15 protein-coding genes are annotated in these 12,662 nt (G+C 61.2%); 4 read left to right on the top strand and 11 right to left on the bottom strand.

Going from position 1 to position 12,662, the window contains the following annotated elements; all coding sequences use genetic code 11:
• Window positions 1-51 precede the first annotated feature (51 nt).
• Window positions 52-516 (top strand): NUDIX hydrolase, encoded by a 465-nt coding sequence (locus ACR0NJ_RS02935; protein WP_480815636.1) that lies wholly within the window; start codon window positions 52-54, stop codon window positions 514-516.
• Window positions 517-636: 120 nt separating this feature from the next.
• Here the strand turns inward: ACR0NJ_RS02935 and smpB are convergent, their stop codons facing one another.
• The 10 genes from smpB to ACR0NJ_RS02885 form a co-directional block, all read right to left on the bottom strand.
• The gene (gene smpB / locus ACR0NJ_RS02930; protein ID WP_480612064.1) at window positions 637-1,119 is read right to left on the bottom strand and encodes an SsrA-binding protein SmpB; all 483 of its coding nucleotides are present in this window, start codon (window positions 1,117-1,119) and stop codon (window positions 637-639) included.
• Window positions 1,120-1,166: 47 nt separating this feature from the next.
• Window positions 1,167-1,709, bottom strand: a complete 543-nt coding sequence (idi, locus tag ACR0NJ_RS02925; RefSeq protein ID WP_480815635.1) for an isopentenyl-diphosphate Delta-isomerase — start codon at window positions 1,707-1,709, stop codon at window positions 1,167-1,169.
• A 200-nt stretch (window positions 1,710-1,909) separates the two neighbouring features.
• On the bottom strand, window positions 1,910-2,323 hold the full coding sequence (locus tag ACR0NJ_RS02920) for a c-type cytochrome (protein ID WP_480815634.1): 414 nt from the start codon (window positions 2,321-2,323) through the stop codon (window positions 1,910-1,912).
• A gap of 113 nt (window positions 2,324-2,436) precedes the next feature.
• Window positions 2,437-3,453, bottom strand: a complete 1,017-nt coding sequence (locus tag ACR0NJ_RS02915) for a P1 family peptidase (protein ID WP_480815633.1) — start codon at window positions 3,451-3,453, stop codon at window positions 2,437-2,439.
• An 81-nt stretch (window positions 3,454-3,534) separates the two neighbouring features.
• Window positions 3,535-4,281: an SDR family oxidoreductase gene (locus ACR0NJ_RS02910; protein WP_480815632.1), complete on the bottom strand. Its 747-nt coding sequence runs from the start codon at window positions 4,279-4,281 to the stop codon at window positions 3,535-3,537.
• Window positions 4,282-4,336: 55 nt separating this feature from the next.
• Window positions 4,337-4,756 carry an alternative ribosome rescue aminoacyl-tRNA hydrolase ArfB gene (gene arfB / locus ACR0NJ_RS02905; RefSeq protein ID WP_480815631.1) on the bottom strand — a complete coding sequence of 140 codons (420 nt, stop codon included), beginning with the start codon at window positions 4,754-4,756 and terminating at the stop codon, window positions 4,337-4,339.
• Between the two features lie 263 nt (window positions 4,757-5,019).
• Entirely contained in the window at window positions 5,020-5,667 is a 648-nt protein-coding gene (locus ACR0NJ_RS02900; protein ID WP_480815630.1) for a queuosine precursor transporter, read from the bottom strand.
• A 91-nt stretch (window positions 5,668-5,758) separates the two neighbouring features.
• A complete protein-coding gene (locus ACR0NJ_RS02895) occupies window positions 5,759-6,643 on the bottom strand; it encodes an esterase-like activity of phytase family protein (protein ID WP_480815629.1) in 885 nt (294 codons plus the stop codon).
• Window positions 6,616-7,479 (bottom strand): penicillin-insensitive murein endopeptidase, encoded by an 864-nt coding sequence (mepA, locus tag ACR0NJ_RS02890; protein ID WP_480815628.1) that lies wholly within the window; start codon window positions 7,477-7,479, stop codon window positions 6,616-6,618. Before mepA ends, ACR0NJ_RS02895 begins: the two co-directional genes overlap by 28 nt.
• Window positions 7,476-8,843: an MFS transporter gene (locus ACR0NJ_RS02885; RefSeq protein WP_480815627.1), complete on the bottom strand. Its 1,368-nt coding sequence runs from the start codon at window positions 8,841-8,843 to the stop codon at window positions 7,476-7,478. Before ACR0NJ_RS02885 ends, mepA begins: the two co-directional genes overlap by 4 nt.
• A gap of 129 nt (window positions 8,844-8,972) precedes the next feature.
• Between ACR0NJ_RS02885 and ACR0NJ_RS02880 the strand changes: the two genes are divergently transcribed.
• The 3 genes from ACR0NJ_RS02880 to yaaA all read left to right on the top strand — a co-directional run bounded on the left by ACR0NJ_RS02880 (window position 8,973) and on the right by yaaA (window position 12,182).
• A complete protein-coding gene (locus ACR0NJ_RS02880) occupies window positions 8,973-9,260 on the top strand; it encodes a YggT family protein (RefSeq protein ID WP_480612054.1) in 288 nt (95 codons plus the stop codon).
• 78 nt (window positions 9,261-9,338) lie between these two features.
• A complete protein-coding gene (gene recQ, locus ACR0NJ_RS02875) occupies window positions 9,339-11,378 on the top strand; it encodes a DNA helicase RecQ (RefSeq protein WP_480815626.1) in 2,040 nt (679 codons plus the stop codon).
• Between the two features lie 33 nt (window positions 11,379-11,411).
• Entirely contained in the window at window positions 11,412-12,182 is a 771-nt protein-coding gene (gene yaaA / locus ACR0NJ_RS02870; protein WP_480815625.1) for a peroxide stress protein YaaA, read from the top strand.
• Here the strand turns inward: yaaA and ACR0NJ_RS02865 are convergent.
• Window positions 12,173-12,634, bottom strand: a complete 462-nt coding sequence (locus tag ACR0NJ_RS02865) for a VOC family protein (RefSeq protein WP_480815624.1) — start codon at window positions 12,632-12,634, stop codon at window positions 12,173-12,175. The genes yaaA and ACR0NJ_RS02865 overlap by 10 nt on opposite strands.
• Window positions 12,635-12,662 lie beyond the last annotated feature (28 nt).

Genomic DNA, 12,662 nt, shown 5'->3' with positions numbered 1-12,662 from the left:
AGTGATACTTTGTCACCCACACTTCATCTCTTTAGGTGCGGAGTAAAGTTCTTGGCGGAAATTCCAATCAGGTCATTCCTCGCATCGCTTGTTGCTATTCGAACAACTGAAACGCGGCACGAAGTTCTGCTTCTAAAGAGAACACAATCCCTTATAGGCGAATGGTGTCAGGTGGCGGGAGGCATCGAAGATGGTGAAACGGCTTGGCAAACAGCTATACGAGAGCTTTTTGAAGAGACTGGCTTGAAGCCTAAAACTCTTTACTCGGCCGATATTTGCGAACAATTTTATGAACCCGATCGCGACGCGATTACGATAGCGCCAGTATTTGTTGCATTCGTGGACGCTTCAGCGGCGGTAACACTGAATCATGAACACAGCGACTACCGATGGGTTAGTTTTCAAGATGCGATTGAGATGGTGGCCTTTGGTGGGCAGCGACGCGTACTTCGCTGGATAGAAGACGAGTTTGTCAATCGAACCCCGAGCAAGCACCTTCTGATTGAAACCATCTAGATCTTATTTGGAACGGCTTGATGCGAAAGGCTCACTGCCGGACGTTTGGCCAAAAGCCTTCGGGCTTTCTGCTGTCGAACATCATACACCTCACCCCAAAAGTGAACAATGTACGCAACTCTAGCTGTGATCCTTCATCAACCGTTGCTTCTGACGTGACCAGTCGCGCTTGGCCTGCGTTTCCCGCTTGTCGTGCAGCTTTTTGCCTTTGGCGATGCCGATCTTCAGCTTCGCCCGACCCTTGTGGTTGAAATACAGAACCAGCGGCACCAGCGTCATGCCCTTGCGCTGGGTCGCGTTCCAAAGGTTGGACAGTTCCTTGCGTGAGACCAGCAGCTTGCGGCGGCGACGTTCCTCGTGCTTGAAGACCTTGGCCTGCTCGTAGGGCGCGATGTAGCTGTTGATCAGCCATAGCTCTCCATCATCAACCGAGGCATAGCTTTCGGCAATGTTCGAACCACCCGCGCGCAGGGATTTGACCTCAGAACCCTCCAACACGATGCCGCATTCGAGATCGTCCTCGATCGCGTAATCGAAGCGCGCCCGCCGGTTTTCGGCGATCACTTTGTAATTCGGGTCTGTTTTCTGCTTCTGCTTGGCCATGACGCGTTGATTTAGGCGCGTTGCGCCGCCCTTGCAAGCGATTGCGCTCAGGTCTTGGCCGAGATGATAAGATCAGGGCCGAAAATCGTGTCAGCATGGTTGTGCAGATAGATCTTGAGCCAAGGCGTGAACCGGTCCGGGTGGCGGGCGACCTCGGCCAGCAGATCGTGGTAGTCGATCCAGCGGATATCCATCACTTCGCTTGGATTAGGCTCGATCTTCAGCGCTCCGCGCACATGGGCCAGAAACACATCGACCACTTCGTTTTCGACCATGCTGTTGCCCACGTCCGCGTGGTATTCCAGCCGATGCCGGTATTCAGGATAAAGACCGGTGATCCCCAGTTCTTCGCGCAGGCGGCGAACCGCGCAGGCGGATGAGCTTTCGTTCCAGTCGGGATGGGTGCAGCAGGTATTCGCCCAAAGCCCCGGCGTGTGATACTTGCCCAGCGCCCGGCGCTGCAAAAGTATCTCGGTTCCCCGCACGACGAAGACAGACACGGCCTTGTGCCTCAGGCCTTTCTCATGCGCCTCAAGCTTGTCTACGGGGGCCAGTTCTCCGTCCACCCAGGCCGGGATCATGATTCCCATCTGTTGTCTCCTGCTGCCGATCCGCCTGCCCGGCGGGAATGTAGGATTGTGCTGCGGCCGGATCGGCTTGGCGTTGCGGCGCATGATCTGTCGCGCCGTCGGGCCCAAAGTGGCCGCGATGCTGCATCAGATCAACCGCACGAAAGGCCGCAGGGGCTGCGGCCTTTCGTCCTTGTTCATAAGGGTCTTGAGGTCAGGCGTTATTCGCCGGACACGCTGACGATGTAGGCGTATACGTCCGCGCCGCCTTTTTTCAGCTTGAACGTCATTTTCGACTTGGCCGAGGTTTCGCCCAGATAGTCTTTCAGAAACGCTTTGGGGTCCTGCGAATAGGCGACAAAGGTTTCTTCGTCCCAGACCAGCCCGTTTTCACCGGCGGCCACGATGCTGTCGCCGTATTTGAACCCTTCATACGTACCTGCAGTGCGACCTTCGATACCAAAGAGGTTCGGGCCGGTCTTGCCGCCTTTGACAATCACTTCGCCAGCGGGATCGGCAATCATGTGGCAGGATTTGCACTTGTTAAAGGCTTTCTTGCCGGCTTCTGCGTCACCTTCGGCATAAGCGGGAACGGCCAACAGGCCGATAATGGCAGTAACAAGGATGCGATTCATGGTCATAGCTCCGATACAATTTGGCTGCCAAGACAGGACCGCCGAGACAGCAGAGAGTCAACGCGCGGATTGCCGCGTGGTGGCATATGGTAGCGGCGGTGATTGCCCGATCCTTAACTTTTGTCATGTAGATCCGACCAGCAGGGCAAAAGATCGCCCGCCGCCGGGGACGCCAGATAAACCGCCCGCGCAATCGCCCGCGCCAGACACAGCGAGGCGGCATGTCCGATAAGGCCCAACGCGCCCTCATCCGGGCAGGGGTGCTGCCCGGCGCTGACCCCGAACACCAGATCGCCGTCGCCGGGCGTATGCGACGGGACAACCGAGCGTGCGATACCGTCATGGGCAGCGACGGCCATACGGTGGCATTGGGCTTTGGTCAGCCGCGCGTCGGTGGCGACGATGGCGATTGTCGTGTTGCCGCGTTCGGCGCCCGACGGTCTGACCAGTTGCGCCTTGCGGCTGACATGGGTGCGGCCAAGGCCGGATGCGGGATCTGGCCCCAGCCCGCCGAATTCATCGCCGACCTCAAAGGGGGCGGCCCAGAAATGGCGGTCTCCGGGCGTTGTGACACTACCCAGAGGGTTTGCGGCCACCAGCGCGCCGACCGTTATGCCCGACGCCAGCACCAGCGAGGCCGAACCGAGCCCCCCTTTGTGCATCGCCGCAAGCGCCCCGGTTCCCGCGCCAACCGAACCCAGGGTGAAATCCTGAGCGGCGCTTTCAAATGCGGTTCCGCCCAGCGCACGATAAGGGTTTTCGGACCAGGTCTTGTCGCCTCCGTTCAACAGATCGAACAGGATCGCGCCCGGCACAATAGGCACTCGGACATCGCCAACCGGATAGCCCCGGCCATGCGCTCTGAGCGCATCCGACACCCCGGAACAGGCGTCCAGCCCAAAGGCCGATCCGCCGGACAGGGTGATCGCATCCACGTGTGAGACCGATTTGTCCGGGGCCAGCAGGTCAGTTTCCCGCGTGCCGGGCGCGCCGCCCATCACATGCACCGAGGCGGTAAAGGGCTGGTCTGCGGTCAGGACGGTAGTGCCGGATTTCAGCCCCTCGTCCTGCGCGTTTCCGACCTTCAGGCCGGGGATATCGGTGATCAGGTTTCGCGGTCCGGGGGTCATGTCGGTCTTTGGCGTTGGCGGGGGAGCGCGCTGATGCGCGCTGCCTCCGGCGGGGATATTTTTGGCCAGATGAAGGATGGATCAGATACAGCGGCCACCGTCCACCTCTAGGGCTGTGCCGGTGATCATGCTGGCCTCGTCCGAGCAGAGGAACAGGGCGGCGTTGGCCATGTCTTCGGGGGTGGAGAAGCGGCCCAGCGGGATGGTCGACAGGAATTTGGCGCGGATTTCGGGGGTGTCCTGGCCCATGAAGGATTTCAGCAGCGGGGTTTCGCCCGCCACTGGGCAGATGGCGTTGATCCGGACGCCCGACGGGGCGAGTTCGACGGCCATGGTTTTTGTCGCCGTGATCATCCAGCCTTTGGAGGCGTTATACCAGTTGAGGTTGGGACGCGGGGACAGGCCCGCCGTGGAGGCCACGTTCAGGATTGCTCCGACGCCCCGCTGTTTCATGGCGGGCACGAAGGCTCGGGCGGTCAGATAGACCGATTTCATGTTCACGTTGAAGACGCGGTCGAAATCGTCTTCGCTGACGTCTTCCAGCGGGGTCGGCAGGTGGGTGACGCCTGCGTTGTTGACCAGAATGTCGAGCTGTCCGTAAGCGGCATGAGCTGCGTCGGCCATCGCCTGAACCGAGGCCCTGTCGCCCACATCCACCTGCTGCGCGATGACGTTCGGGCCAAGCTGTGCGGCCATGTCTTGCGCGGCATCGCCGTTGATATCGGCGATCATCACGCGGGCCCCTTCAGTCAGGAATTTCTGCGCGATACCGGCCCCGAAACCGGACGCCCCGCCGGTGACGATTGCGGTTTTGCCCTCTAACCTCATGACCTTGCCCTCCGCTGCCCGGATCAGACTAGCAAGGCCGTGCGAAGTTACCAGATTATTCTTCCGAGACTTTCCCCCGCAGCGCCTTGACGTCCCCGCGCGCCTTTTTGGCCGCCAGCCTGCGTTTGACCGAGCCATAGGTGGGTTTCGTGGCGATCCGGCGTTTCGGCTTGACCAACGCGCGGGTGATGAGTTCGGCCAGCCGGGCGCGGGCAATCTCGCGGTTGCGGGCCTGAGACCGGGTTTCCTCGCATTGGATGATGATCGCGCCATCCTTGGTCCAGCGGCGACCGGCCAGACGTTTCAACCTGTTCTTGACCGGATCGGGCAGCGACGGTGAGCGCGCGGCCTCGAACCGCAGCTCAACAGCTGTGGACACCTTGTTCACGTTCTGCCCGCCGGGGCCGGACGATCGCACGAAGCTTTCCGTCATTTCCCAATCTTGCAGGGTGATATCGTCGGTGATGCGCAACATGAGGGCGACCATACCTGCCGCACGCAGAAACAAAAAGGGCCGACCCGGCGGGACGGCCCTTCGAAAGTTCAGGAGGTCGGGTCGGTTAGATCCGTTGACCAGCCGGGGCGAGCGCCCCACCAAGGGCTGCCCTAGCAGGCGATCCCCCCGGTTGTTCCGACACCTCTCTCCAATCTCTTTCTCGACACTGGATCACCTCCTTTTCTATCTGTTGCGGTTGATAGGGATGGTGACACAAGATGCGCCATTCTCAAAGAACTTTTTTATGCGGGCTGTGCGGCGGTCAGGCGGGCGACAATCACCTTGAAGGGGATCAGTGCGATCAGCGCCAGCGACAGTTTCACCAGCCAGTCGGCAAAGGCCAGCGTTACCCAGAGTGGCACCAACGGGCCAGACAGCATAAAGGGCACCGGCTCCCACGCCCAGTTGATCGCGGCGTCGGCATTGGCCCCGAAGATCGTGACCGAGGCCGAGAAGGCCAGCGTGAAGAAGATCGCCGTGTCCAGCGCCGATCCGACCAGCGTCGAGACCAGCGGCGCGCGCCACCAGCGGCCCCCACGCAGCGAATTGAACACGGTGACGTCGGTCAGTTGTGCGATCAGGAAGGCAGTGCCCGATGCCACGGCGATGCGCAACGGCACGGCGGCATAGGTGAAGCCGTCGCCCTGCAGCATGATCTGGCTGCCGATCAGCGAGCAGATGATGCCGGTGATGAAACCTGCAAACACCACCTTGCGGGCGGTGGCCACGCCATAGACGCGGTTCATGATGTCGGTGACCAGAAAGGCCAGCGGATAGGTGAAGGCACCCCAGGTCAACAGCCCGTCAAAGATCAGGAACTGGACCAGGATGTTCGAGGCCACGACGATGGCGGCCATGGCAAGAATGCCGGGAATAAAGCTGCGTTGCATGTTTTGATGCCCGTTTTGACAAGGTAGCGGCGACTTGGCCAAGGGGGAATCCCAAGGCAAGCCGTGCCTTTAGACCTTTGCCCAAGGCCTGTCAATCGGGCAGCAGATATTCCACCAGTTCGGTGCGCTGCAGGGCCAGAAAGTTATCGTCCGAGATCATCGTGGCGCGCAACCGGTCCTGATCATCGCGCCAGATCGACAGACCTTCGAGGTTGTCATGGGTGCCAGTGGTGGTTTCAAACAGAACTTCTTCGGCGCTCGGGTGATCGTCGGTAAGGTTCCAGCGCCGCAGGCGGGAGCGGAAGCCGGGCACGGACACTGCACGCTCCAGCACGTAGAACCGCCCGTCCGGGTCGAAATCGGCGGATACGGGCAGGAATTTGCCCCGGTGCGGCAGAACAAAGGGCGTGGACCATGCGTGCCCGTCCCAGCGGTACACGGGTATGTCGCCCTGTTCGGTGCGGCTTTTTTCGGTCAGGGTGTAAAGTCGGGCCTCGTCGTCGATGGCCAACCCCTCGAACGAGCCGTTGCCATCCAGCCGGTCAAACGCAGCTGGGCGTGGCAACACGCGGGCTTTTGCTCCCGGCTCCGCGTAATAGGCCACGCGGTGGACCCCTTCAAACGAGATGTAAAAGCCGCCATCCGGCGCAATCGCGATCCCCTCGGAATCGCCCACATAGCCTGGCAGTCTACGCCCGGTGCTGGAAAGAACCGGCCATTGGTCTGATATCCGAACGCCTGTGATCCGGTCCCCGTCTCGTTCAATCTGCGCCGAAGCCAGCAAGGCGCGGTCGCTCAGCACCATCGCGTTGCGCCCATCTGGTGAGAGATGCAGCGCCGAGAACCCTCCGAACCAATCGGCACTGTGGTGCCATGTGAAGCTGTCCAGAAGGGTCGCCGTTTTGACCTCAACCGCCTGCACCGGCAGGGCCAGAAGCAAAGCGGCAATCAGTTGGATTGCAAAACAGCGGCGCATTGCTGGGGCAAATCGGCCAACCGGTACTCCCGGCGTTTCTTGGGTGGAGGCGCGTTCGGGTCGGGCGGCGGCGGGTTCAGGATATTCTGCACCCATTGCTGCGCCTCGGCACAGCCATCACCCTTGGGCGGCGGGTCCTGATTGACACAACCGCGCGAGCCCTTGGGGCATTTCAGACGCACGTGGAAATGATAGTGATGCCCCCACCACGGCCTGATCTTGCGCAAGTAAGCCTTGTTGCCCTTTTCGTCATTGCACATCTGCACTTTCGCGCCGGGAAAGACAAAGATCCGGGCGACGCGCTTGTCCTTTGCGGCCTCACGCAACACCGCATGATGCTGTTTGGTCCAGTTGCCGTTTACATAAGCCCCGCCCGCGCGGCGCAGGGAGATCGACGAGATATTCTCGCGCGCCTTGCGGCTGAGGCGCATGTTGTCGCCGGGCAGCATCCAGATATCAATGTCCAGCCCCAACTGATGCGAACGATGGCCCGAGGTCATCGGCCCACCCCGCGGCTGGCTGATATCCCCAATATAGAGACCGTTCCATCCCGGTTGCCTGGCCGCAAACTTGCTGAGGTCCTGCACATAATCGATCGCCTGCGGATGCCCCCAGTTGCGATTGCGCGACAGGCGCATGGCCTGCCATGTGGGTCCCGTCTCGGGCAATTGCACCGACCCCGCCGCGCAGCCGCGCGAATAACTGCCGAACGCGGCTGATTTTTGCTGCGACCCGGCCTTTTGCGCCCCGAACAATTGCTTGGCCAGAGGTTGCGCCCCCGCTGTGCCTGCCAGTGTCAATGCGGCCAGAACGGCCAGAAAACGTAATAAAATCATCTGCTCTGATCTCCTTCCGGCCTCACCCAGCGCATCAGGATTAGCCCCAGAATAAACAACAGAATGATCGGTGACACCCCAAGACGGGCGTTGCCGGTGACAGTTGTTGCAATCCCGATCAGCAGCGGTGCGGCAAATGCGGTGGCGCGGCCCGACAGGCCGTAAAGGCCAAAGCTTTCCACCGGCGCGGCGGGATCAGTATGGCGCACCATCAGCGACCGGCTGGCCGATTGCAGGATGCCGCCCATCCCTCCGATCAACACGCCGCAGCCGAAGAACACGATATCCGGCAGGCCGGACCCTTCTGGCAGCGAGATGCCATAAATCTGCGTCCGGTCCATCGATACAACGGTCAGGCAGACGAAGATCAGCACCCAGATCGCCACCAAAATCACCGGTTTAGGGCCGAATTTCTTGTCGGCCTTGCCTCCGATCCAGGCAAAAACCGCCGAGGCCAGAACGCTGACAATCCCGAAGACGCCGATCTTGATCAGCCCCCATTCCAGCACCAGCCGCGCATAGACGCCGCCAAAACTGTAAAGCCCGTTCAGCGCATCGCGGTAGAACATGGACGAGCCCAGATAGCTGGCCAGACTGACCCGGTGGCGCAGGTCGGAAATGGATCTGCCCAGCAGCCGCAACGCCTCGCCTAGCGATCCATGCTTGCCGCTGTCCGGATCATCCCGCACCCAAAGGAAATAGGGCACCATGAACAGGACAAACCAACCGGCGGTGAATGGCCCGACGAACCGCGTGCCCTGCTGCTGCGCCGCGTCCAGTCCAAAGGCCGGATCAATCCCGATCAGGGTCTTGCCGTTGGGCTGCTCGACAAACAGCGTCAGCATGATCGCCAAAGAAATCAGCCCGCCGAAATAGCCAAAGGCAAAGCCCGAGCCGGAAATCTCACCCACCTCATCGTCATCGCCCAGTTCGGGCAGTTGCGAGTTGATGAAGATTAGCGCGTATTCGGCACCCACAAAGCCCAGACCAAACGCCGACAGCATCAGCCACATGTTCGACCCATCCGGCATCGTGTACCACAGCGCGGCAGAGCCCACGGCATACATCACCGAGAACGCGAAAATCCATGGAATACGCCGCCCCGAGACATCCGCCATTGCGCCCAGCAGGGGCGCTCCGAATGCGATGATCAGCCCGGTGATGGTCAGGCAATTCGCCCAGACCGTCTGCGCCCGCGCAGCCGCGGCCTGCGCATCCAGTCCGGTGCCCGCGAAATATCCCGCAGCCACCCCGGCGAAATACGGGCCGAACACAAATGTCACCAACAATGTGTGAAAGGGTTGCGACGCCCAGTCGAAAAACCACCAGCCCCAAATGCGCCTGCGCCTGGAAATCTCAGCCATCTCTGCCCCTGTTATCGTTGTTTTCATAAGACGGGGCTTTGGGGCAATTCGCAAGCGTTCTGTTGGCGCGCACTTGCTCTTTGACGCGGGGGCGCTTAGGTCTCTGGGCAATTGACGACCGGAGGGCCCATGCTGTCGCTGATCCAAATCCTGCTGCTGATCCTGGACATTGTCTGGTTCATCATCCTTGCTCATGTGATCATGAGCTGGCTGATCAACTTTCAGGTGCTGAACCTGCACCAGCAATTGGTGGCGCAGATCTGGTACGGGCTGAACCGCTTGTTGGAGCCTATCTATGGCCCGATCCGCCGCATCCTGCCCAATATGGGCGGGCTGGACCTGACACCTCTGGTGGTGCTGATCGCGGTCTACGCGCTGCGGATCATCCTGATCAACAATGCGGTCTATTTCGTCTGACCTCTTGTTCACCGAATCTTAGTATGTGATTGTCCTGTTTTAAGAGCAGATAATTCCTAATACAGGGCTTCCCGACGCATGTTCGACTCCGCACCCTTGTTGCGAGACGTCTTTGGATTCGACACCTTCCGCCCCGGGCAGGAGGAGATTGTCGATGCCGTCACGGCGGGCGAAAACGTGCTGGCGATCATGCCCACGGGCGGTGGCAAATCCCTGTGTTTTCAACTGCCTGCGCTGCTGCGCGACGGGGTGACGGTGGTGATCTCTCCGCTGATCGCTCTGATGCGCAATCAGGTGCGCGGGCTGCAGGAGGCGGGGGTTGAGGCCGGTGCACTGACCTCGGGCAACACCCCCGAGGAAACCGACGCGGTGTGGGAGGCGTTGGAGGCCGGGCGGCTGAAACTGCTTTACATGGCCCCGGAACGGCTGGCCGCCGGCTCCGCCTTGGGCATGCTGCGCCGGATCAATGTCAGCCTGATTGCCGTCGATGAGGCCCATTGCGTCAGCCAATGGGGCCATGATTTCCGCCCCGATTACTTGCGGATCGGAGAGCTGCGGCGCGCGTTGAATGTGCCTCTGGCGGCGTTTACGGCGACGGCAGACGCCGAAACGCAGGACGAGATCGTTCAAAAGCTGTTCGACGGCACCGAACCCCGGAAATTCCTGCGCGGGTTCGACCGGCCCAATATCCATCTGGCCTTTGGTGCCAAGGACGGGCCGCGCAAACAGGTGCTGGATTTCGCCGCCGCCCGTAAAGGCCAGTCGGGCATCGTCTATTGCGGCACCCGCAACAAGACCGAGGTGCTGGCGCAGGCCCTGCGCGCCGAAGGCCACGTGGCCTGCCACTATCACGGCGGTATGGACCCCGAAGATCGCCGCATCGTCGAAACCCGTTTCGCGCGCGAGGATGGGCTGATCGTGGTCGCCACCGTGGCCTTCGGCATGGGCATCGACAAACCCGATATCCGCTGGGTCGCCCATGCGGACCTGCCGAAATCGATCGAGGCGTATTATCAGGAAATCGGCCGCGCAGGCCGCGATGGTGGGCCAGCGGAAACCCTCACTCTTTTCGGCCCTGATGACATCCGCCTGCGCCGATCCCAGATCGACGAAGGCCTCGCCCCGCCCGAACGCCGCATGGCCGACCACGCGCGGCTGAATGCGCTGCTGGGACTCGCCGAGGCCCTGAAATGCCGCCGTCAGAGCCTGCTGGTGTACTTCGGCGAACAGGCCGAACCCTGCGGCAAATGCGATCTGTGCGACACCCCGCCAGAGGTGTTCGACGGCACCACGCCCGTCCGCATGGCCCTGTCCGCGATCCTGCGCACCGAGGAATGGTTCGGCGCGGGGCACCTGATCGACATTCTGCTGGGCAATGAAACCGACAAAATCCGCGCCCGTCGCCATGACGCTCTGTCCACTTACGGTATCGGCACGGACTGGTCGCGCGCCCAATGGCAGGCGATCTTCCGGCAGATGATGGGCCACGATCTGGTCCGCCCCGACCCCGAGCGTCACGGTGCATTGCGCATGACCCAGGCCGCCAAGCCGATCCTGAAGGGTGAGGCGCAGATCGACCTACGCAAGGACACGATCCGCAAGGCCACCCGCCGCCCCGCGGTCAAGGCGATGGTGTCCGAGGAAGACGCACCACTGCTGAGCGCGCTGAAAGCCAAACGACGTGCGCTAGCGGAATCCCAGCGCGTCCCGGCCTATGTCATTTTCCCCGACCGCACCCTGATCGAAATGGCCGAGAAACGCCCGATGACGCTGGACGACATGGCCCGGATCGGCGGCGTGGGCGCGAAAAAGCTGGAGCGCTACGGCGACACCTTCCTTGAAGTGATCGCCGGGGAGGCCGAAGCGGTCCACCCCGCCCGCCGCAAACTGGCGGGCCGGGAACAGGGAGATATCTACGATCAGTTGCTGGCCGTGCAAAACAACTTGGCACGCGGGCCAGATGGCATCGACAAGCCGCTGACCTGCACCGCTTCGCAACTGGCGAAGGTGGCACAACTGCGCCCCGATGATCCGCGCGGGATGGAACAGGTGCTGGGCGATCGTCGTCACGAAAGGTTTGGCTCAGCCTTTCTGGACGTGCTGCGGCAAGCGAGCTAGATACGGCCCAACAGGCAAGGAACGAGGGCGGATATGCTGACAGTGATTTCCCCGGCCAAGCGGCTGGACTGGGCCGAGCGGGATGTTGAGCTGACGCAGCCCGATTTTCAGGACGACGCGATCCGGTTGTCGAAAACCGCCCGCAACCTGACCTTGGGCGATCTGAAAAAACTGATGGACCTGAGCGATGATCTCGCCCGCCTGAACCGCGACCGCTATCGCGCTTTTTCCGATGCGCCGTGCGCGGATACCACCCGGCCCGCCGCGTTGGCCTTTGCAGGTGACACTTATCAAGGGCTGGAAGCCGCCTCGTTGGATACCGAGGAACTGGCCTGGGCGCAGGACCATCTGCGCATCCTGTCCGGCCTTTACGGTGTGCTCCGCCCGCTGGACGCCATTCAGCCCTATCGGCTTGAGATGGGCAGCAAGCTGAAAACCCGGCGCGGCAAGAACCTGTACGACTACTGGCGCGACCAACTGAGCAAAGCCCTGAACGCGCAGGCCAGCGAGATTGGCAGCGACGTGCTGATCAACTGCGCCAGTCAGGAGTACTTTGGCGCGGTCGACCTCAAGGCCCTGAAGCTCCGCGTGATCACTCCGGTCTTTATGGAAGACAAGGCGGGCACACCAAAGATCGTCAGCTTCTTTGCCAAGAAAGCGCGGGGCGCGATGGCGCGCTACATCATCCAGCACCGCCTGACAGACCCGAAAGGCCTGTTGGATTTCGACACCGGCGGCTATGCGTACCGCCCCGACCTGTCGGACGAGGACAAGCCGGTATTCCTGCGCCCCTATCAGGCCTGATCCAAGAGCGACGGATCGTAAGAGACCAGTTCGACCGTGTTGCCCTCGGGGTCCTCGGTGAATATCCCGCGCCAGCCGATCCAGCCGAAGGTTTCAACCCGGTAGGGTTGCCCGAGCGCGTCATACCAGCGCATCACGGCCTGCTGTTCCGCAAACGGCAGGGACAGGGCGATGTGATGCAAGGATGATCCGCCGCCAGTCACAGGCTGCGTTTCGCTGGTCGGATGCAAGCCGGAGCGCGGCCCTGTGTTGTGGTGAAACAGCGCCAGAACCTGCGTGTGCCCGCCGAACCCTTCGGCAATGCGAAAAAAGGTGATGGCGCTGTTGTGATCGCCGTGCAGACACTCAAGTCCGATGACGTTTTCATAGAACGCAACCATCGCCTGCATATCGGCGCAGCGGATGGCAATTTCGCCCAAGGCACGGGGGCGGAATTCGCGGGTTTTTGACATTGGCTCAGCCTAGGGCGCTTTGCGTTTG

It is taken from the genome of Ruegeria sp. F11 (assembly GCF_056533855.1).
This window is presented reverse-complemented; position numbering and strand designations above follow the sequence as displayed.